Annotated in this window: 17 protein-coding genes and 2 pseudogenes; 6 read left to right on the forward strand and 13 right to left on the reverse strand. The window is 69.7% G+C overall.

Features of this window, described 5'->3' with window-relative positions; translation table 11 throughout:
- Positions 1-27 precede the first annotated feature (27 nt).
- From GLX30_RS17040 to GLX30_RS17055, 4 genes are all read right to left on the reverse strand, one after another.
- Complete coding sequence (locus tag GLX30_RS17040; RefSeq protein ID WP_159689431.1) at positions 28-825, reverse strand: aldose 1-epimerase; 798 nt, start codon at positions 823-825, stop codon at positions 28-30.
- Positions 826-844: 19 nt separating this feature from the next.
- Positions 845-1,813: an SRPBCC family protein gene (locus tag GLX30_RS17045; RefSeq protein ID WP_159689435.1), complete on the reverse strand. Its 969-nt coding sequence runs from the start codon at positions 1,811-1,813 to the stop codon at positions 845-847.
- Between the two features lie 120 nt (positions 1,814-1,933).
- Entirely contained in the window at positions 1,934-3,526 is a 1,593-nt protein-coding gene (locus GLX30_RS17050; protein ID WP_159689438.1) for a polyamine aminopropyltransferase, read from the reverse strand.
- 53 nt (positions 3,527-3,579) lie between these two features.
- Entirely contained in the window at positions 3,580-4,146 is a 567-nt protein-coding gene (locus tag GLX30_RS17055) for a DUF2617 family protein (RefSeq protein ID WP_159689442.1), read from the reverse strand.
- Positions 4,147-4,943: 797 nt separating this feature from the next.
- On the opposite strand from GLX30_RS17055, the pseudogene GLX30_RS17060 reads away from it, so the two are divergent.
- Positions 4,944-6,142: pseudogene (locus GLX30_RS17060) on the forward strand (pyridoxal phosphate-dependent aminotransferase).
- Between the two features lie 73 nt (positions 6,143-6,215).
- Here the strand turns inward: GLX30_RS17060 and GLX30_RS17065 are convergent.
- The gene (locus GLX30_RS17065) at positions 6,216-6,752 is read right to left on the reverse strand and encodes a YbjN domain-containing protein (RefSeq protein WP_005314553.1); all 537 of its coding nucleotides are present in this window, start codon (positions 6,750-6,752) and stop codon (positions 6,216-6,218) included.
- Between the two features lie 229 nt (positions 6,753-6,981).
- A complete protein-coding gene (gene clpB / locus GLX30_RS17070) occupies positions 6,982-9,570 on the reverse strand; it encodes an ATP-dependent chaperone ClpB (protein ID WP_159689446.1) in 2,589 nt (862 codons plus the stop codon).
- A gap of 121 nt (positions 9,571-9,691) precedes the next feature.
- On the opposite strand from clpB, the gene GLX30_RS17075 reads away from it, so the two are divergent.
- Positions 9,692-10,096, forward strand: coding sequence for a TIGR03618 family F420-dependent PPOX class oxidoreductase (locus tag GLX30_RS17075; protein ID WP_159689450.1), 405 nt, complete (start codon positions 9,692-9,694; stop codon positions 10,094-10,096).
- 119 nt (positions 10,097-10,215) lie between these two features.
- Here GLX30_RS17075 and GLX30_RS17080 read toward each other — a convergent pair whose 3' ends face one another.
- Together GLX30_RS17080 and GLX30_RS17085 are read right to left on the reverse strand one after the other, a co-directional pair.
- Positions 10,216-10,533: a (2Fe-2S)-binding protein gene (locus GLX30_RS17080; protein WP_159689453.1), complete on the reverse strand. Its 318-nt coding sequence runs from the start codon at positions 10,531-10,533 to the stop codon at positions 10,216-10,218.
- Positions 10,530-10,754, reverse strand: coding sequence for a hypothetical protein (locus tag GLX30_RS17085; RefSeq protein WP_167306772.1), 225 nt, complete (start codon positions 10,752-10,754; stop codon positions 10,530-10,532). The genes GLX30_RS17080 and GLX30_RS17085 overlap by 4 nt, the downstream gene beginning before the upstream one ends.
- Before the next feature lie 153 nt (positions 10,755-10,907).
- Here GLX30_RS17085 and GLX30_RS17090 point away from each other — a divergent pair, with 153 nt between their 5' ends.
- Complete coding sequence (locus GLX30_RS17090; protein ID WP_159689458.1) at positions 10,908-11,918, forward strand: helix-turn-helix transcriptional regulator; 1,011 nt, start codon at positions 10,908-10,910, stop codon at positions 11,916-11,918.
- Between the two features lie 222 nt (positions 11,919-12,140).
- Here GLX30_RS17090 and GLX30_RS17095 read toward each other — a convergent pair whose 3' ends face one another.
- Positions 12,141-12,491 (reverse strand): hypothetical protein, encoded by a 351-nt coding sequence (locus GLX30_RS17095; RefSeq protein WP_159689461.1) that lies wholly within the window; start codon positions 12,489-12,491, stop codon positions 12,141-12,143.
- 215 nt (positions 12,492-12,706) lie between these two features.
- Here GLX30_RS17095 and GLX30_RS17100 point away from each other — a divergent pair.
- A pseudogene (locus GLX30_RS17100) lies at positions 12,707-12,904 on the forward strand (helix-turn-helix transcriptional regulator); the annotation flags it as partial.
- A gap of 71 nt (positions 12,905-12,975) precedes the next feature.
- Here GLX30_RS17100 and GLX30_RS17105 read toward each other — a convergent pair.
- Genes GLX30_RS17105 through dnaK form a run of 4 tightly spaced genes read right to left on the reverse strand, consistent with a single transcriptional unit; the run spans position 12,976 to position 17,142 of the window.
- Positions 12,976-13,425, reverse strand: a complete 450-nt coding sequence (locus GLX30_RS17105) for a helix-turn-helix domain-containing protein (protein WP_005314561.1) — start codon at positions 13,423-13,425, stop codon at positions 12,976-12,978.
- Position 13,426: 1 nt separating this feature from the next.
- Positions 13,427-14,605 (reverse strand): molecular chaperone DnaJ, encoded by a 1,179-nt coding sequence (dnaJ, locus tag GLX30_RS17110; RefSeq protein WP_159689464.1) that lies wholly within the window; start codon positions 14,603-14,605, stop codon positions 13,427-13,429.
- A 30-nt stretch (positions 14,606-14,635) separates the two neighbouring features.
- Positions 14,636-15,289 (reverse strand): nucleotide exchange factor GrpE, encoded by a 654-nt coding sequence (gene grpE / locus GLX30_RS17115; RefSeq protein WP_159689467.1) that lies wholly within the window; start codon positions 15,287-15,289, stop codon positions 14,636-14,638.
- Positions 15,286-17,142 (reverse strand): molecular chaperone DnaK, encoded by a 1,857-nt coding sequence (gene dnaK / locus GLX30_RS17120; protein ID WP_159689471.1) that lies wholly within the window; start codon positions 17,140-17,142, stop codon positions 15,286-15,288. The genes grpE and dnaK overlap by 4 nt, the downstream gene beginning before the upstream one ends.
- Before the next feature lie 257 nt (positions 17,143-17,399).
- On the opposite strand from dnaK, the gene GLX30_RS17125 reads away from it, so the two are divergent.
- Together GLX30_RS17125 and GLX30_RS17130 are read left to right on the forward strand one after the other, a co-directional pair.
- On the forward strand, positions 17,400-17,951 hold the full coding sequence (locus GLX30_RS17125) for a sugar transferase (protein ID WP_159689474.1): 552 nt from the start codon (positions 17,400-17,402) through the stop codon (positions 17,949-17,951).
- Positions 17,952-18,081: 130 nt separating this feature from the next.
- Positions 18,082-20,352 (forward strand): (Fe-S)-binding protein, encoded by a 2,271-nt coding sequence (locus tag GLX30_RS17130; RefSeq protein ID WP_159689477.1) that lies wholly within the window; start codon positions 18,082-18,084, stop codon positions 20,350-20,352.
- Positions 20,353-20,646 lie beyond the last annotated feature (294 nt).

Below are 20,646 nucleotides of genomic sequence, written 5' to 3' on the forward strand. Positions count from 1 at the left end.
TCAGCTTAAGGGCGCCGGTCCCCCGGCTCAGAGCCGCCGCCAGCTCCAGGTCGTCGCGATCTCCAGCGGCTCGATCGGGGTGACGAGTTGCGGGTGCGTGTTGAGACCGTTCGGCGGGCCGGACTGCGGCTCGACACAGACCGCCTCGGCCTGCTCGTCGTAGATCACGACCCACTCCGCCGGGCTGCGGACGATCAGTTCCAGCCGGCCCGGCCAGGTCAGCGTGACGTCGACGCCGTCGGGCATGCCGAAGCAGTCGTCCCACGGACCCGGGAGCGGCGTGATGCGCTTGCCGGTCGGCAGGTGGTCCTCACCGCGCTCCTCCTGCCACTCGGGCGTCACGTCGATCCGTACGTCCTCGCCCCCGTCCCCCAGGTCGCGCAGGAACCAGGGGTGCCAGCCCGCCTGCGCGGGGAACGACGTCCCGTACGTCTCCACGCCCATCCTGAGGGTGACGGAGTCCTCCGCCAGCTCGAACGTCTGGGTGACGCGCCCCGTGTACGGCCACGGGTCGGCGAGGTCGTAGGTGAAGGCGGCCTCGCTCGCGCCCGCCCGTGCGGTACGCCAGACGGTGTCCCGGCCGGTGCCGTGAATGGCGTGCGGCGGGGCGTTGAGCGGCAGTTGGTGCGGTACCCCGCCGTTGCTGAACTGCCCGTCCCGCGTGCGGCCGCACCACGGCACCATCGGGAACGAGCCGTACCGCTCACCCTGTCGCAGCACTTCGGTGCCGCCGATGCGCAGGCTTCCGATGCGGCAGCCGTTTTCCGGATGCACGGTCAACTCGACGTCACCGGCGGCCAGCCGGATGCTCTGTTCGCTACTCACACCCCGACATTACGGCGTGTCACCTACGGCGGCGCAGCGCCCTGCCGACCACGACGGCCGACGCCAGTGCGAGGGCCGCGGCGGGTGCAAGCCACCGCAGGGTGGCCCCTGCGGAGGAGGCGTCGGGAGCGGGGGCAGGTGCGTAGCGGCCACGCGGCGGGGCGTGGTCGACCTCCTCGGCACTGCGGCCGATCATGGTGCGCCGTGCGTGGGCGGCCTCTGCGGGCATCTCGTCCGGCAGGCCGGACAGATCGTCGAGTTCCTCGATGCCGTCGATGTCGTCCACACCGTCCAGGTCGTCCCCGCCGACCAGGTCGTCCGCGCCGTCGACCTCGTCGAGGTCCTCGAACTCGTTGTCGGCGTCGGTACCGAGCGACGGCGGAGGTACGGGTGCGTCGAAGACCGAGCCGCCTGCGTCGGGCGCGTCATCCGCACCGGTCGCGTCCTGGGCGTCGTGCCCGGCGGCCGCCGCAGGGCGGTCGGCCGTCTCACCGGCTGCTTCCTGAGGTTCCGGTGCCGGAGCAGCACCGTCGCCCGGCTGCGGGTCCTCGAAGGCGGCCGCGGCCAGCGCTTCCGCGAAACGGTCCAGAAGGCGGTGGGCCGCCGACACCTTCGCACCGGCCGCGAGGTCGGCCAGCCGGCCCTCGGCACGCGCGGAGCCGTTGAACGTCATCGTCGTGCCGCCGTCGGTCGGCGCGGGACGGATCGTCAGCGTGACCTTCACCGAGCCGCCGCCGCGTGCCTCCGCGCCCTCGCCCTCGACGGCGAAGGCGCCGCCCCGCTCGTCGTCCTGCTCCGTGATGCGCAGCGCGCCTCGGTAGGTGATGGTGTGGCCGGCGACTCTGACCTTGAGCCGACCGGCCAAGGGGCCCGCCGCCTCGTCTGCGTCCTGCTGGAGCCCAGGGACGCAGCGGGCGACCCGGGCGGGGTCCCGCAGCGCGCGTCGGAGGGTCTCAGCCGGTACCGGGACGAACACCTCATGCTCCATGGAAGCCGAGCCTACTCAGCACGGCCCGCCACGTCTGCCTTTCCCACGCGCGCCCGTGACGTCCGCGTCCTCGCCCGCCTCGCCGACGGCCGCCCCGGGCCCGGTCCGCGACGATGACCGTCAGCGCGTGAAGCGGGGGTGGACCAGCGTCGAGGGCACCAGACCCGTCAGCCGGGTCCTCTCCGCCGCGAACGTGTCCTGCGTGAGCGTGTCCTCGACCTCGGAGCGGAGCCGTGGTGCGTCCGCGCCGATCCCGAGCCGGGGTGCGCGGCCCTCGGCAGCGATCAGCAGTCCCCAGTCGGTGGTCGCGTCCGCTCCCGCCCTGAACCGCGCCGGGCCGCCCGCCGCACCGGTCTCCGCCCCGCGGACCCGGTAGGCGGTGGTGCCGAAGCCGGCCGCCCGCAAGGTCGTGTCGACCGTCCAGTACGTACGGGGCCGCGCGGTCGGCCCCGCGTGGACCACGAGCCGACCGCCGTCCGCCAGGACCCGGCGGGCCAGCCCGTAGAACTCCAGGGAGTAGAGCTTGGTGCTCGCGGTGATGCCCGGGTCGGGCAGGTCGGAGACGATCACGTCGTACGTCGCGCCCTGGTGCTCACGCAACCAGGAGAAGGCGTCCGCCGTGACGACCCGCGTCCGTGGGTCGTCGTACGCGTGGTCGTTCAGATCTGTGAGCGCCGGATCGCTGCGGGCCAGTTCGACTACTCCGGGGTCCAGCTCGACGACGGTCAGCACCCGTACATCGGCGTACCGCAGGACTTCGCGTGCCGCCAGCCCGTCGCCGCCGCCGAGGACCAGCACCCGCTCGTGCTGACCGCGCATGGCGGGGTGGACGAGCGCTTCGTGGTAGCGGTGCTCGTCCTGGCCCCGCACCTTCAGTCGGCCGTTCAGGAAGAGGTCCGGCGGCCGGGACGGCCCGCCGGTGACCACCACCTCCTGGACCCCGGTGCGCACGGCGACCCGCACATCGGCGCCGTAGACCGCCCGGCGGGCCGCCCGCTCGAAGTCGTCGACCATGACGGTGGCGCCCGCCAGCACCGCCAGCACGAGGACGTTGATGGTGAGCAGCCTGGTCCGCCAGCGCGGTGTGAGGTCACGGCGGAACAGCCACAGCACCACCGCCCCGCCGGCCACGGCGTTGACAGCGCCCGTCACCAGCGCCCCGGTCAGTTCACCGAGCCACGGCAGCAGCAGGAACGGGAACGCCAACCCGCCGACGAGCGCCCCCACGTAGTCCGCCGCGAACAGATCGGCGACGGTGCCCTCCGCGTCACGCCGGGAGATGCGCTGGATCAGCGACATCAGCAGCGGTATCTCCGCGCCGATCAGGACCCCGATGGTCAGGCTGAAGATCACCAGCGGCACCCCGGACCCGCCGAACCAGGCGAAGGACGCGTAGAGCACCATCGCCGAACTGCCGCCGACCAGTGCCAGTGCCGCTTCCAGCAGTCCGAAGCCCACGGCGGCCCGGCATCGCATCCGCTTCGCGAGCAGTGATCCGATGCCCATCGCGAACACCATCACGGACAGGATCACGGACGCCTGGGTGACCGAGTCCCCGATCAGATACGTGGCGAGGGCGACGAGTTCGAGCTCGTAGACCAGGCCGCAGGCCGCGCAGACGAAGACCGCGGCGAGAACGAGATGGCGGCCGGACTCGGGACGCACGGGCAGCACCATGTCGTGGGGCGGCGAGGTCTGCGGCCGGTCGATCATCCTCGACACGCTACGTCACAGCCGTCACACGGTGTGTCACCCACAGGTGTCGACTACAGCCGGGACGGCTCGGCGTGGCGATCGGGGTGGCGCATGCTCCGCCGGCTCGACCCGTCCGGCGCAAAGCCGACGCGCGTACGCGTGACCACGAGCCGGCCCTCCTGCGGGTAGGCATGCCAAGTGCGCCACCGCGCCTGCCCCTCGCCGCTCTGGGCCACCATCGCGGTGAAGGCATGGGGGGAGCCGGGGAACGTGCCGGCGAGACCGTGGGGATGGTCCGCGACGAGGGCCAGCAACTCCTGGGCCCGTCCCGCGAACGAGCGATGGGAGAGCGTCTCGACCCGGGCCGCGAACTCGTACTCCCAGTCGCCGAGCCGCTTCGCCACCCCGAGGGGCAGCGGTGTGCTGCTGCCGGGGATGCAGGCGACGGTCTCCGAACAAGTGCCCTGCTTCTCCTCGAGCAGCACTTGGTGGGAGGCACCCAGCAGCCGCAACTGCAGTTTGGAGCCGGACAGTTCGAGATCGAGGACGGCCAGGGCGGGGAGCGGCTCCCGGCCGAGCGCCCAGGCGAGGTCGTCGGCACGGGTGTCGGTATAGGCGGTATCGATGGTCGTGAGCATGGGTCGGCTCCGCAAGCGCGCTTCGGCAGGTGGACGCGTGGACCTGGCACTCCGGAAGGGTGCGCAAGACGTGTGAGGGGTGGCCTGCTTCGGTCCATGTGAGGTCCGAGGGCTGGATGGATCCAACAGGTTCCGACAGTGAGAAAACCACGAAGTGGACGTCGCCCACAGCGTTTTTACCCAACTTCGCGTGGTTTCCATCCCCTCGGGGGCTCATCGGTTCAACTGTTCAACGGAACACGAGCGGTTGAAGTCAACACACCCTCCGGACTTTCTTCCAACAGGAAGACGCCCGGGGGGTGTTGGCGACTTCCGCCTACCCGCCGGGCGTCTTCACATGCGCGGACCAGCTGCCCCGTGTCAGCTGCCTCCGCCTCCGCCGCACCCGCCCCCGCCCCCGCCGCACGACGAACTGCTGCTGCCGCACGAGGAGCTGCTGCTGCACGACGCTCCGGAACCTCCCCCGTCTCCGCCGCCCCACCACGCTCCACCGCCGCCCGCCGCGCCACTGCCACGACGACGCCGGCTCCTGCGGCTCGCGCCGGACGCCGCCGCCACAGCGAACACGACCAGAGCGAACAGCGCGATCCCGAGAAACATCATGATTCTCCCCGTCCTTCTCGATCCCCCGATGGGGCTACCTCCCAGACCGAAGGCTCTGGGGGACCCCGCGACACTGCGTGACCGCTTCTCCCGCACCCGCGGGACTCTTACCTGCGTGGCAAAGGGATGCCCTCGGCCACTCGGAGCCAAAGCAGACTTGAGCAACTCCAGAGGTTCCGCGCAGGATGACCGCCATGACGACGCACAGGACAGCAGGCGAAGAGGGCCACCGGCCGCTGCTCAACCGCAGGCTGGCGGAGTTCGGCACCACGATCTTCGCGGAGATGTCGGCGCTGGCCCTGCGCACCGGCTCGATCAATCTCGGCCAGGGCTTCCCCGACACCGACGGCCCCGAGGAGATCAGGGAGGCGGCGGTACGGGCCCTGCGCGACGGCCGCGGCAACCAGTACCCGCCCGGTCCGGGCGTCCCTGAGCTGCGCACCGCGATCGCGGAGCACCAGCAGCGCTTCCACGGCCTGACCTACGACCCCGACACGGAGGTCCTGGTCACGGCGGGCGCCACGGAGGCGATCGCGGCCGCCCTGCTCGCGCTGGTGGAGCCGGGCGACGAGGTGATCGCGCTGGAGCCGTACTACGACTCGTACGCGGCGAGCATCGCCATGGCGGGCGGCGTACGGGTACCCGTGACGCTGCGCCCGCACGAGTTCGCCTTCCGCCTCGACCTGGACGAGCTGCGGAACGCGGTCACCGACCGCACCCGCCTGCTCCTGATCAACACGCCGCACAACCCCACCGGCACGGTCCTGACCCGCGCGGAGCTGGCCGCGATCGCCGAGCTCGCGGTCGAACGGGACCTGCTCGTGGTCACGGACGAGGTCTACGAGCACCTGGCCTTCGACGGCGAGCATGTGCCGCTGGCGTCGTTCCCGGGGATGCGCGGGCGCACCGTCACGATCTCGAGCGCCGGCAAGACGTTCTCGTTCACCGGATGGAAGGTCGGCTGGGTCACCGCCTCCCCCGAGCTGATCACGACGGTCCGCTCGGCGAAGCAGTTCCTGACGTACGTCTCGGCGGGCCCGTTCCAGTACGCGATCGCCGAGGCGCTCCGTCTCCCGGACGCGTACTTCGACGGCCTACGCGACGATCTGCGGGCCAAACGCGATCTGCTGAGCGAAGGCCTGTCCGCGGCCGGGTTCGCGGTGCACCGCCCCGCCGGGACGTACTTCGTCACCACCGACATCCGGCCGCTCGGCGAGGAGGACGGCTTCGCGTTCTGCCGTGCGCTGCCGGAGCGCTGCGGGTGGTGGCCATCCCGAACGCTGTCTTCTACGACCACCGCGACGAAGGCGCGCCGTTCGTGCGGTTCGCGTTCTGCAAGCGGGTGGACGTCCTCGAGGAGGCGGCGGCCCGGCTGAAGTCCCTCGCGCCCTGAGAACGCGGCAGGCCCGGCGGGCCGGCGATCACAGGGATCGCGGACCTGCCGGGCCTCACATGTGCCTGACGCGTCAGGCGTCGTCGGCCGGCTTCTCCTCCTCCGGGACGGCCAGGCCGAACTGCTCCGCGAGCCACTTGTCGAACTCGATCGAGGCGCGCACCCAGCTGACCGTGGACGAGACGAAGTGCTCGAGGCTGACGCCCGTGCCGATGAGCATCTGCGCCTCACCGATGAGGCGGATCGTCGGAAGCTCGGCGCCCTCCTCCTCGTGGAGGTGGGTGTACACCTTCGGCCACAGGGTGCGGCGGTTCCAGTCGTCGATGGCGTCGAGGATCTTGGCCTTCTCGGTGACCGCGTGCGGGCGGTCGTAGAAGGTCCGCACCGAGAAGACCTGCTGCTCGTCCTCGCCGCGGAACATGAAGTACGTGCGGAAGTCCTCCCACGGCGCCGCGAGGTCACCCTCGTCGTCGACGACGTACTTCAGCTCCATCTGGTCGAGGAGCTGCTTCACCAGATCCTGGTCGGGAACGACGGGGCCCGCCGGTCCTGCGGCCTGAGGCTTGGGCTGGCCCCCGAAATTCGGAATCGAGGACGGGTCGATGGTCACCGTGTATTTCCCTTCGTACGGATGCCGCCATCCTCTCCCATCCCCGGCGGGGGCTGGCAAGCCCCGCCACCCGCGATCCGCTGCGGGCTGACAAGATCTCCCGCTCGGGCGCCAGGCCCGCCGCCGTCCGGGTGAACAGCGGCGGGCAAGGACGGGCCACGGGCACGAGGACGGGAGCACCGCCCTCGCCCTCTTGCCCGTCCGCCGGTGCGGCCGTGCCGCCGCGGTGTCAGGTCGCCGCGCCCACGATCAGGCCGTCCTCGAAGCGGTCCACCCGTACGGTGTCGCCGTCGTTGACCTCGCCCGCCAGGATCTCCTTCGCGAGCCGGTCCCCGATCGCCGTCTGGATCAGCCTCCGCAGCGGACGCGCGCCGTACGCCGGGTCGTTGCCCTCCTCCGCGAGCCAGGCCAGCGCCTCCGGGGTGACCTCCAGCGTCAGCCGGCGATCCGCCAGCCGCTTGGCCAGCCGTCCGATCTGGAGCTCGGCGATGCGCTCCAGCTCCGCCTGGGACAGGGCGGAGAAGACCACCAGGTCGTCGAGCCGGTTGAGGAACTCGGGCTTGAAGGAGGCCCGCACGACCTCCAGCACCTGCTGCTTCTTCTGCTCCTCGCTGGTCGTGGGCTCCATCAGGTACTGCGACCCGAGGTTGGAGGTCAGGATCAGGATGGTGTTGCGGAAGTCCACCGTCCGGCCCTGGCCGTCGGTGAGCCGCCCGTCGTCGAGCACCTGGAGCAGGATGTCGAAGACCTCCGGGTGGGCCTTCTCCACCTCGTCCAGCAGCACCACGCTGTACGGGCGCCGGCGCACGGCCTCGGTGAGCTGGCCGCCCTCCTCGTAGCCGACGTAGCCGGGAGGCGCGCCTACCAGGCGGGCCACGCTGTGCTTCTCGCCGTACTCCGACATGTCGATGCGGACCATCGCCCGCTCGTCGTCGAAGAGGAAGTCCGCGAGCGCCTTCGCCAGCTCCGTCTTGCCGACACCGGTCGGGCCGAGGAACAGGAAGGAACCGGTGGGCCGGTCCGGGTCGGCGATGCCCGCCCGCGTCCGGCGCACCGCGTCGGAGACCGCCTCCACGGCCTCGGCCTGGCCGATCAGCCGGCGGCCCAGCTCCTGCTCCATGCGCAGCAGCTTCTGCGTCTCGCCCTCGAGGAGGCGCCCGGCCGGGATGCCGGTCCAGGAACCCACGACGTCGGCGATGTCGTCCGGGCCGACCTCCTCCTTGACCATCGTGTCCTTGGAGGCCTGCTCGGCCTCGGCCTGCGCCGCCTCCTCCAACTCGCGCTCCAGGCCCGGGATCTCCCCGTAGAGCAGCTTGGAGGCGGTGTCGAAGTCGCCGTCGCGCTGGGCGCGTTCCGCCTGTCCGCGCAGGTCGTCGAGGCGTTCCTTCAGCTCACCGACGCGGTTGAGGCCCTGCTTCTCCTTCTCCCAGCGGGCGGTGAGTCCGCGCAGCTCCTCCTCCCGGTCGGCCAGGTCCCTGCGCAGCTTCTCCAGACGCTGCTTGGAGGCGGGGTCGGACTCGTTGTTGAGCGCCAGTTCCTCCATCCGCAGCCGGTCGACGGCGCGCTGGAGCTCGTCGATCTCGACCGGCGAGGAGTCGATCTCCATGCGGAGCCGCGACGCGGACTCGTCGACGAGGTCGATGGCCTTGTCGGGGAGGAACCGGGAGGTGATGTACCGGTCGGAGAGGGTTGCCGCGGCGACGAGCGCGCTGTCGTTGATCTGCACCTTGTGGTGGGCCTCGTAGCGGCCCTTGAGCCCGCGCAGGATCGCGATCGTGTCCTCGACCGACGGCTCGGCGACCAGCACCTGCTGGAAGCGGCGCTCGAGGGCCGCGTCCTTCTCGATCCGCTCGCGGTACTCGTCGAGCGTCGTCGCGCCGACCATCCGCAGCTCGCCGCGGGCCAGCATCGGCTTGAGCATGTTGCCCGCGTCCATGGCGGAGTCGCCGCCGGCGCCCGCGCCGACGACGGTGTGCAGCTCGTCGATGAAGGTGATGATCTGGCCGTTGCTCTCCTTGATCTCGGACAGCACGGTCTTCAGCCGCTCCTCGAACTCACCGCGGTACTTGGCGCCCGCCACCATCGCGCCGAGGTCGAGCGCGACCAGCCGCTTGTTGCGCAGCGACTCGGGCACGTCGCCCTTGACGATCCGCTGGGCGAGGCCCTCCACGACGGCGGTCTTGCCGACGCCGGGCTCGCCGATGAGCACCGGGTTGTTCTTCGTGCGCCGCGACAGGACCTGCACGACGCGGCGGATCTCCTGGTCCCGGCCGATGACCGGGTCGAGCCTGCCCTCGCGGGCCGCGGCGGTGAAGTCCGTGCCGAACTTCTCCAGCGCCTTGTACTGACCCTCAGGGTCGGGTGTGGTCACCCGGCGCCCTCCCCTTGCCTTCTCGAAAGCGTCCAGCAGTTCCTTGGCTCCGGCGCCCTGCCGGTCCAGCACCTCACCGGCCGCGCCGCCCTTGGCCGCGACGCCGATGAGCAGGTGCTCGGTGGACAGGTACTCGTCACCGAGCTCCTTGGCGCGCTGCGACGCGTCGGCGATGACGGCGAGCAGTTCGCGGTTGGGCTGGGGCGGGGCGACCGTGGAGCCGGCCACGCTCGGCAGCGACGCGAGGACGCGTTCCGCCCCGGAGCGTACGGCGGCCTGGTCCGCGTCGACGGCGGCCAGCAGGTCGGTGATGTTCTCGTTGTCCGCGCCCTCCAGCAGCGCCAGAAGCAGATGCGCCGCTGTCAGGTCCGGGTGTCCGCCGGACACCGCCCTGCTGGTGGCGGCGTTGATCGCGTCCCGGCTCTTGTTGGTCAGCTCGGCGTCCACGTGCGCATCTCCTCCTTGCCGATGGAGCGGTTACCTCAATTATGACCCAAGCAACCTGTATAAAGTTGAGTCTATTCCACTCAGGGTACTGCCCGGCAGGGCCCGGAGGTAGGTTCCCCACATGGCCATCGACCCCCGCGACCCCGGCGCGTCCTACCTCAGCTTCTGGCGTGATCACCACATGTGCACGCTGACGACACCGCGGCCGGACGGCACTCCGCACGTCGTCGCCGTGGGGGTCACCTACGACCCCGAGGGCGGCTTCGCCCGGGTGATCACCAACAAGCACAGCCGCAAGGTCGCGAACGTGCTCGCCGCCGGCCCGGAAGGGGCGCGGGTCGCCGTCTGCCAGGTGGACAGAGGCCGCTGGGCGACGCTGGAGGGCATCGCGACGATCCGCACGGAGGCGGAGGCCGTGGCGGACGCGGTGAGCCGTTACGCGGAGCGGTACGGACGCACCCCGGCCCCCAATCCGGACCGGGTGGTCATCGAGATCGCGCTCACCCGCGCGATGGGCCGGGCATAACCCGGCCGGGCACCGGACATGTTTCCGGGCAGCACAACGGCGCCATCGTGTTTCAGGTCCACGATGGCGCCGCTGTGTGGGGGAAGCACCTGAGCGATTTGAAACGACGGGGGAATCGCTCAGGCACTGCGGGGGGTGGCAGTGGTGTCGGACTCGGCCAACTGCTGCTCACGCTGGTCGAGATTGACAAAAATCATGCCGTACCGGATGGCACAGCGGACAGGCTGAGGTGCTCCTCGGGGCCGACGCAGGCAGCGGTAGGCACGGACGTCCTCGTCCTCCTCGCGCGCCACGACGATCGGCTCTCCGAACAGGGTGACCATCAACGAGTCGCCACGGTGCGGGATCGCGGTGACGAGGTCGATGAAGTGCCACCCGGAGCGGTAGGCCGTAGCCATCTCACGCCGGAAGACCCGGTCGTCCGGAGGAACGGTCACGCCGTCACATCCGCGCCGACACTGCCCCATCCGACGTCGCCATCGGACTGCTGGACGGCGGTGGCGGTCTTCCCGACAGGAGCGACGCCCCAGCCGACGTCGCCCTCGGCCCCCTCCACAGCGACGGACCTCGCCTTGCCGGGCGCGGGGCCCCAGCCGACGTCCGAGCTCCCCGATATCCCGATCATCAGCGCAGCAGCGGCTATCGCGGTAGCAAGCACTGACCGAAGCATTCTCTTGTACATAGTCGGCTTCGTCCTCACTTGATGACTTCCATTCCCCCGCGCAACAAGACGATGGCTCATTAGGGCATGTCAAGCCACAGGAGCGATGCATCATGTTCCTGTACGTACAGGACCCTGGGGGGTGGAGATTTGTCAAAAAAGCACACGAAACCGACACATCCTCATCTCGTCACCGAACTCTGTGACGAGGGAGCGCGTCTCTACGCCAGCGCCTTGACCACCGGACGCGTCGCACGTGTCGAGGTCGATCCCGCCCCCTGCCTGCTGGAGTTCGCGCTGCTCCACCCCGATCCGGACGACCCCAACTGGCTCCGGCCGGTCCCGCCTTCGTCCGCCCTGGCGCAGCGCCTGCACCCCATCGAACGGGAGATCCAGGACCGCAGGCGGTTCTCGGTGGAACTCACGGACACGTTCGAGCCCTTCATGACCATAAGCACCCAGAAGCCTCCCACCACCCACGCCATCACGGTGCTCGAAGGTTTCGATCGCATCGACGCCGCGCTCGACGTGGCGATCGCCGAGAGCCAGACGGAAGTCCTGACCGTACAGCCCGGCGGCGGCCGGAGTGAGCACAACCTGAGCAAGGCCCTCGACCGCAGCAAGCCGCTCATCGACAACGGCATCCGCGTCCGCACGCTCTACCAGCACACGGTCCGGCACAGTCAGCGCACCTTCGCGTACGTCGAGCGCATGGCCGGAACCAAGATGGAGATCCGTACGCTCGAGGAACTGATCGAGCGACTCATCATCTGCGACGAGGCGGTCGCCTTCATCCCCGCCAGGGACGACCGCCAAGTCGCCCTCGAGCTTCGTCACCCCGGCCTGGTCGCCTACCTCACCAAGGTGTTCGAGCATCTCTGGGCGCGTGCCGTGCCGCTCATGGAGGAAGTGCCCTACGGCCCCGCCTCCCACGGCATCAGCGGCGTGCAGCGCTCCATCGCGAAGCTCCTCATCGAAGGCCATGTGGACGAGGCGATCGCCCGTCGGCTCGGCATGAACGTCCGTACCTGCCGGGCCCACATCGCCAAGCTTGCGGCCGCGCTCGGCAGCGGCAGCCGTGCGCAACTCGGCTACCTCATTGCCAAGTCCGGGATCCTGGGAGAGTCCGAAGACTACTTCAAGGGCGATGCCCGCGACTGACACCTCGCTGCGTCCGGATCGTGCCCCTGCCCATCCTCCCTACGACTCCCCCAGGGGTGTGGAACCGCCACGGTCATCTTGCTGCCCCTGCAGCAGGAGGCAGCCGGGTGCCCGAACGTGCCGATCCTCCGCCGCCATCGTCGGGTTGTTGCACTGCACGGAGCGGAGCCGTACAAGCTCCGGTTGAACCGGACCCTGTGGGCCGCCTGTGCTGCCGGGGGATCAGTCACCGCGCGGACGCCAGGCGCGGGCTTGCCGAACGGCGACGGTGGCTGCCCACAGCCACATGAGGATGCTGACGATCAGGACGATCCCCGCCGCCGACCACAGCAGTTCACGCGTGATGTAGGACTCTCCGTCCGCGTTGACCGGGGTTGCAAGCCCGGCCGCGACGACGCTCCCGACAAGACCTGCCAGGGCAAGTGGGGTAAGGACGGACCACGCCGCGCTGGTACGGAAGACACGCAGGCCGCCGGTGAGGACGGACAGGGGAGCGAGCGCACGTCCATGGCGGAGGAATTCCGCCATGGCGCTGAGACCGGCGGTCACGGCGAGCACTGCAATGCCGGTCACGCCGAGGAGAGTGCTCCAACGCCCCTGGTCCCGGTTGGGAATTCCGGCGGTCACCTGTTCGGCGAACCCGGCCTGTGCCTCTAAACGATCCGACGGTCGTGCGCCCGGCGGCTCTGGCCACGGTTCCCGGCGACCGCGGCGTCGCGCTCATCGTGGGCAAGCCGCAGATCGACGCGGCACTCGGCGAGGCGGTACGGAACGTGCATCGCATCGGGCAGTTGCTTGCCGCAGGCCATTCCGACGAGATCGTCGCCCGGCGCATGGGAGTCAGTGTGCGGACCTGTCGCACGCACATTGCCCGGCTGATGCAGACGCTCGGCGCTTCCAGCCGCACCCACCTCGGTGCACTGCTCGCTCAGTCGGGCATCGTCGGCGTGAGCGACCCGCTGCCCCCGTCCGCCGAGGACGCATGATCGCCGCACGCAAAAGGGCCGGAGAGCTGCCGCTCTCCGGCCCTTCGCGGCACTCCGCAACGACTGCCGCACTACTCCGGCCGCTTGGGCCGCCAGACCACCAGCGCGCTCGCCTGCTGGACGTCCTGGTACGGCACGAGATCGCGCCGGTAGGAGGCGTGCACCTGCGCCTCGCGCTGCTGCATCGCCGCCGCCGCGCCGTCGAGGGCCGACGACAGCTCCGCGACCCGCTGCTGCAGAGCCGCGACCTGGTTCTCCAGTTCGATGATCCGCTTGATGCCTGCCAGGTTGATGCCCTCGTCCTGCGACAACTGCTGCACCGTACGGAGCAGTTCGATGTCACGGGCCGAGTAGCGCCTGCCGCGGCCGGCCGTTCGGTCGGGCGAGACGAGACCCAGTCGGTCGTACTGCCGCAGGGTCTGCGGATGCAGGCCCGACAGCTGCGCGGCGACCGAGATGACGTACACCGGCGACTCGTCGGTCAGTTCGTACGGGTTGCGACTGCGCCCCGACCGGTCCATATCAAGCTCCCTTCGCGGCCTGGAACAACTCCGCCCGCGGATCCTCGTCCGCGGTGGCTTCGCGGTAGGCCTCCAGCGCTTCCCTGGCCTTGTCACCGAGCTCGCCCGGCACGGCCACCTCGACGGTCACCAGCAGGTCACCGCGGGTACCGTCCTTGCGGACGGCGCCCTTGCCGCGGGCCCGCATGGTGCGTCCGGCGGGCGTGCCGGCCGGCAGCTTCAGCGTGACCGGCGGGCCGCCGAGCGTGGGCACCCTGATCTCGCCGCCGAGCGCAGCCTCCGTGAAGGAGACCGGCACCGTGACGGTGAGGTTGTCGTCCTTGCGGCCGAAGACCGGGTGCGCGTCGACGTGGACGACGACGTACAGGTCGCCGGCCGGGCCACCGCGCTCGCCGGGAGCGCCCTTGCCGCGCAGCCGGATCCGCTGCCCGTCGGAGACGCCCGCCGGGATGCGCACCTGCATGGTGCGCGACGAGCGGGCCCGTCCGCTGCCCTTGCAGACGTCGCAGGGGTCCTGGGCGATGAGCCCGCGGCCCTTGCACTCCACGCACGGGTCGGTCAGCGAGAAGGAACCGCTGCCGCCGCGGGAGACCTGGCCGGTGCCCACGCAGGTCGGGCACACCCGGGGCGTGCCGTTCTTGTCGCCGGTGCCGGAGCAGGCCTTGCACGCGGCCGAGCTGGACATCCGCAGCGGGACCGTGGCCCCGTCGACCGCCTCGGTGAAGCTGAGCGTCACCTCGGACTCGATGTCCTGGCCGCGGCGTGGCTGGGTGCGCGTGCCCGGGCCGGCGCCGCGGTTGAACAGGCCGCCGAACACGTCCCCGAGGCCGCCGCCGAAGCCGCCGGCCTGGCCGCCGCCCGGGGCGCCCCCGAAGAGGTCGCCCAGGTCGAAGTTGAAGGTGCCGCCGGGACCGCCGGCGCCCGGAGCGCGGAAGCCGCCGTTGCCGAACAGGGCGCGGGCGTCGTCGTACTCCTTGCGCCGCTTCGGGTCGCCGAGGATGTCGTTGGCCTCGGAGATCTCCTTGAAGCGCTCCTCTGCCTGCGCGTCACCCTTGTTGGCGTCCGGGTGGAACTCGCGGGCGAGTTTCCGGTACGCCTTCTTGATCTCGGCCTCTGTGGCGTCCTTGGGGACGCCGAGAACCTTGTAGTAGTCCTTCTCGACGAAGTCCTTCGTGCTCATCGACGTCCCTCCTTCCGGACGTTTCCTGCGTCAGCCCTCTTCGGGGCCACCGCTCTCCTCGTCGGCCGACTTCTCTTCCTTCTGTGCCGCGGGAGCCGCGCCCGGCTGGGGCTCGGCCACCGCGACCCGCGCGGGGCGGATCGTGCGCTCGCCGATGCGGTACCCCGGCTGGAGCACGGCGACGCACGTGGTCTCCGTGACATCCGGTGCGTACGAGTGCATCAGGGCCTCGTGGATGGTCGGGTCGAAGGGCTCGCCCTCCTTGCCGAACTGCTGCAGGCCCATCTTGGCGGCGGCCGTCTCGAGAGACTCGGCCACCGACTTGAACCCGCCCACCAGCTCGCCGTGCTCCCGGGCGCGGCCGATGTCGTCGAGTACGGGCAGGAGCTCGGTCAGCAGCGTCGCCGTGGCGATCTCCTTGACCGTGACCCTGTCGCGCTCCACGCGTCGGCGGTAGTTCTGGTACTCGGCCTGGAGCCGCTGGAGGTCGGCGGTCCGCTCGCTGAGGGCGGTACGCGTCTGGTCCAACTGCGCCGTCAGGCCGGCGATCTTTGCTGCGTCCCCTGCCGGGGCCGCCGGGCCCTCCTGCTCGGAGGAGGTCTCGGCGGGCTCGGCGGCGTCGTCAGGTGTGGCGCCGGAGGGGACGTCGGGCTTCTCCTCGAAGCCCGGGGTCTCCTCGGTCACGCGGCACCGTCCTTCTTCGGCTTGTCCTCGTCGACGATCTCGGCGTCGACGACGTCGTCGTCGGCCTGGCCGGGACCGGCCTGGCCCTCGGCGCCGGCACCCGCGGCAGCGCCCTCGGGCGCGGCGTTGGCGTACATGGCCTGGCCGAGCTTCTGGCTGACCGCGGCGACCTTCTCCGTGGCGGTGCGGATCTCGGCCGTGTCCTCGCCCTTGAGCTTCTCCTTCAGCTCGGTGAGGGCCGTCTCGACCTCGGTCTTCACCTCGCCGGGGACCTTGTCCTCGTTGTCCTTGAGGAACTTCTCGGTCTGGTAGACGAGCTGCTCGCCCTGGTTACGGCTCTCGGCGGCCTCGCGGCGACGGTGGTCCTCGTCCGCGTACTGCTCGGCCTCCTGGCGCATCCGGTCGACCTCGTCCTTCGGCAGCGAGGAGCCGCCGGTGACGGTCATCTTCTGCTCCTTGCCCGTGCCGAGGTCCTTCGCGGTCACGTGCATGATGCCGTTGGCGTCGATGTCGAAGGAGACCTCGATCTGCGGCACCCCGCGCGGGGCCGGCGGCAGACCGGTCAGTTCGAACATCCCGAGCTTCTTGTTGTACGCCGCGATCTCGCGCTCGCCCTGGTAGACCTGGATCTGCACGGACGGCTGGTTGTCCTCGGCCGTGGTGAAGATCTCGGACCGCTTGGTCGGGATCGTGGTGTTGCGCTCGATGAGCTTGGTCATGATGCCGCCCTTGGTCTCGATACCGAGGGACAGCGGGGTCACGTCGAGGAGCAGGACGTCCTTGACCTCACCCTTGAGGACACCGGCCTGGAGCGAGGCGCCGATGGCGACGACCTCGTCCGGGTTCACGCCCTTGTTGGCGTCCTTGCCGCCGGTGAGCTCCTTGACGAGCTCGGCGACGGCGGGCATACGGGTCGAGCCGCCGACCAGGACCACGTGGTCGATCTCGGACAGCGCGATTCCGGCGTCCTTGATGACGTTGTGGAACGGGGTCTTGCAGCGCTCGAGCAGGTCGGACGTCAGCTGCTGGAACTGGGCGCGGGTGAGCTTCTCGTCCAGGTGCAGCGGGCCCTCGGCGGAGGCCGTGATGTAGGGCAGGTTGATCGACGTCTCGGTCGAGGACGACAGCTCGATCTTCGCCTTCTCCGCGGCTTCGCGGAGACGCTGGAGAGCCATCTTGTCCTTGGACAGGTCGACGCCGTGCCCGTTGGCGAACTGCTTCACCAGGTAGTCGACGACGCGCTGGTCCCAGTCGTCACCACCGAGGTGGTTGTCGCCGTTGGTGGCCTTCACCTCGACGACGCCGTCGCCGATCTCGAGCAGCGAGACGTCGAAGGTGCCGCCACCGAGGTCGAAGACGAGAATCGTCTGGTCGTCCTTGTCCAGGCCGTAGGCCAGGGCGGCCGCGGTGGGCTCGTTGACGATGCGCAGGACGTTGAGGCCCGCGATCTCACCGGCCTCCTTGGTGGCCTGACGCTCGGAGTCGTTGAAGTACGCGGGGACGGTGATCACCGCGTCGGTGACCTTCTCGCCCAGGTACGACTCCGCGTCCCGCTTCAGCTTCTGCAGGATGAACGCGCTCATCTGCTGCGGGTTGAAGTTCTTCCCGTCGAGCTCGATCTTCCAGTCCGTGCCCATGTGGCGCTTGACGGACCGGATGGTCCGATCGACGTTGGTGACCGCCTGACGCTTGGCCACCTCGCCGACCAGCACCTCACCGTTCTTCGCGAAGGCGACGACGGACGGCGTGGTCCTGGCACCCTCGGCGTTGGTGATGACGGTGGGCTCGCCGCCCTCCAGAACGCTGACGACGGAGTTAGTCGTGCCCAGGTCGATGCCGACCGCACGTGCCATTTCGATTCCTCCAACAACTGACTTGAGTGGAACTGGCTCAAGGATGCCTCACCCGTTGGACCGAGTCAACCAACCTGAGTCGAGGCGGCTCAAGTTTTATCCCGCCCTTACGTGCAGCTCTATGCCCACGCGCGTGGCGCACCTCCCGACACACGTGCATCTGAGAGAGTCATATCCGAAAAAAGCGGTCAAGAACTGTCAATGCGGTCACGAGCTGCCAGCGAACGACCGCCGGCCACGGACGAAAGGGCGCTCCCATGTCGGCAAAACGAGCCGTCGATCTGACCGGCGCCCTGCTGCTGTCGCTGGTGCTGTCACCGGTCCTGCTTGTCGCCTCGGCCGCCGTGGCGCTGACCTCGGCAGGGCCCGTGTTCGAGCGTCACCGGCGGGCGGGGCTCGGCGGCCGAACCTTCACGATGTTCACTTTCCGGACCAGCCACGCGGGCCGCGTCACGGCGGTGGGCCGGGCGTTGCGCCGCCACTTCACGGACCGGCTCCCCCAGCTGTTCAACGTGATCCGCGGCGAGATGTCCCTGGTCGGGCCACTTCCGCTGGCCCCTGACGCCGTCCGCGACGGGCTCTGGCCAGAGCGCGCCCGGCTCGCCGTGCGGCCCGGAATGACGGGCCTGTGGCAGGTCGGCGGGCGTTCGGAGCTGCCCTGGGAGGAAAAGACCGTCCTGGACCTGCATTATGTGGAGCAGCACTGGCTGGGACTCGACCTGGCGATCCTGGCCCGCACGGTGCCCGTGGCGGTCGCCGGACGACGCGTCGTCCATGCCGCCCCAGTGACCCCGGTCAGGGTTGCCTGAGCGACACAGATCACCGCGCGCGTGGCTACAGTGCGGCGGAATAAGTGGGTACTCTCAGCACGGACTGAATAAGTTACCGCTTAGTAGTAGTGCTGGACCACCCACCCTCGCAGGCCCGAGGAGCCCCGAAATGCAACTCGCCGCGATCATCGTGTCGCTGACCCTGAGCGTGGTCGGCGTTGCGCTCATCTCCCGAGCGGTCGCGCAGATCTACCGGTTCGTGAAGCTCGGGCAGCCGGTGCCTGCGGGCAGCCGCACCGACGACCCCAAGGCCCGCACGATCACCCTGGTCAAGGAGTTCCTCGGCCACACGCGGATGAACCGCTGGGGCATCGTCGGCTTCGCGCACTGGTTCGTCGCGATCGGCTTCCTGACCCTGCCGCCCACGCTGGCCCAGGCGTACGGCCAGCTGTTCCAGGCCGACTGGACGCTGCCGGTCCTCGGCGGCTTCCTGCCGTTCGAGATGTACATCGAGTTCATCGGCCTGATGACCGTCGTGGGCATCGTCGTCCTGATGGCGATCCGCCTGATGAACCTGCCTTCGCGGGCCGGCCGCAAGTCCCGCTTCGCGGGCTCCAAGGCCTGGCAGGCCTACTTCGTCGAGTACATCATCCTCACCATCGGACTCGCGATCCTCGCCCTGCGCGGGCTCGAGGGCGCGATCCACCACGTCGACGGCTACGACGCCGCGTACTTCGTCTCGTACCCGCTGGTGCTCGCCTTCGACGGCCTGAGCGTGCCGACCCTGCAGACGCTGATCTACTTCGTCGCGATGATCAAGATCGGCACCTCGCTGATCTGGATGATCACAGTCGCGCTCAACACCAACATGGGTGTGGCCTGGCACCGCTTCCTCGCCTTCCCGAACATCTGGTTCAAGCGCAACGCGACAGGCGAGTCCGCCCTCGGCGAGCTCAAGCCGATGACGTCCGGCGGCAAGGAGATCGACTGGGAGGACCCGGGCGAGGACGACGTGTTCGGCGTCTCCCAGGTCGAGCAGTTCTCCTGGAAGGGCATCCTCGACTTCTCCACCTGCACCGAGTGCGGCCGCTGCCAGTCGCAGTGCCCCGCCTGGAACACCGGCAAGCCGCTGTCCCCGAAGCTCCTGATCATGTCGCTGCGCGACCACGCGCACGCCAAGGCCCCGTACCTGCTGGCCGGCGGCGGCAAGACCATGGAGGGCGAGGAGAAGGCCTCCGCCGAGCAGCTGAAGGACGTCCCCGCGGCCGCGCTGGCCGAGGCCGAGCGCCCCCTGATCGGGACGCTCGAGGAGAACGGCGTCATCGACCCGGACGTCCTGTGGTCCTGCACCACCTGCGGCGCCTGCGTCGAGCAGTGCCCGGTCGACATCGAGCACATCGACCACATCGTCGACATGCGCCGCTACCAGGTCATGATCGAGTCCTCGTTCCCGTCCGAGGCGGGCACGATGCTCAAGAACCTGGAGAAGAAGGGCAACCCCTGGGGGCTCGCCAAGAAGCAGCGCGTGGAGTGGACCAAGGAGGTCGACTTCGAGGTCCCGATCGTCGGCAAGGACGTCGAGGACCTCACCGAGGTCGACTACCTGTACTGGGTCGGCTGCGCCGGCGCTCTCGAGGACCGCGCCAAGAAGACCACCAAGGCCTTCGCGGAGCTGCTGCACATGGCGGGCGTCAAGTTCGCGATCATGGGGGGCGAGGAGAAGTGCACCGGTGACTCGCCCCGCCGCCTGGGCAACGAGCCGCTGTTCCAGCAGCTCGGCCAGGAGAACGTCGCAATGCTGAACATGGCGTTCGGCGAGGACGACGAGGACGAGTCGACCAAGAAGCCGAAGTCGGCGAAGAAGATCGTCGCCACCTGCCCGCACTGCTTCAACACGATCGCGAACGAGTACCCGCAGCTCGGTGGCGAGTTCGAGGTCATCCACCACACGCAGCTGCTGCAGCACCTGATCGACGAGGGCAAGCTCGTCCCGGTCACGCCGGTCGACGGCCTGATCACCTACCACGACCCGTGCTACCTGGGCCGCCACAACAAGGTCTACACGCCCCCGCGCGAGATCATGTCGGCCGTCCCGGGCCTGCGCCAGCAGGAGATGCACCGCCACAAGGAACGCGGCTTCTGCTGCGGCGCCGGCGGCGCGCGGATGTGGATGGAGGAGCGGATCGGCAAGCGCATCAACACCGAGCGCGTCGACGAGGCCCTGTCCCTCGACCCGGACATCGTCTCCACCGCCTGCCCGTTCTGCCTGGTCATGCTCACCGACTCGGTCAACGGGAAGAAGAACGACGGCAAGGCCAAGGAGTCCCTCCAGGTCGTCGACGTGGCACAGCTGCTGCTCGACTCGGTGAAGACGCCGCCGTCCGACCCCGCCCCGGAGGCGGAGACCGAGGGCGCACCGGAACCGGAGCCCGTGAAGTAGCCGTCTCCCACCAGGAGAACAATGAGCGGCCGGACCTGCCTCGGGGGCAGGACCGGCCGCTCGCACGTTGCGGGCAGGCCGGCGGTCCGGCATGGCGGCGGACCGCGGGCATCACCCCGGCGATGGGCCTCTGCCCCCTTAATGCCTCATAACCTTTGCCCTTCGATCAAACGCTTTCCATTGCTCTCACCGGCCGGCTCACACGACCATCGGGGGGCGAGCGGGACAGCGGATGACACGGGTGACAGCGATGCGGGGGTGGGTGGTGCGGCGTACACGAGCCGGCACGGCGAC

The sequence above is a fragment of the Streptomyces sp. Tu 2975 genome, assembly GCF_009832925.1.
Taxonomy (GTDB): Bacteria; Actinomycetota; Actinomycetes; order Streptomycetales; family Streptomycetaceae; genus Streptomyces.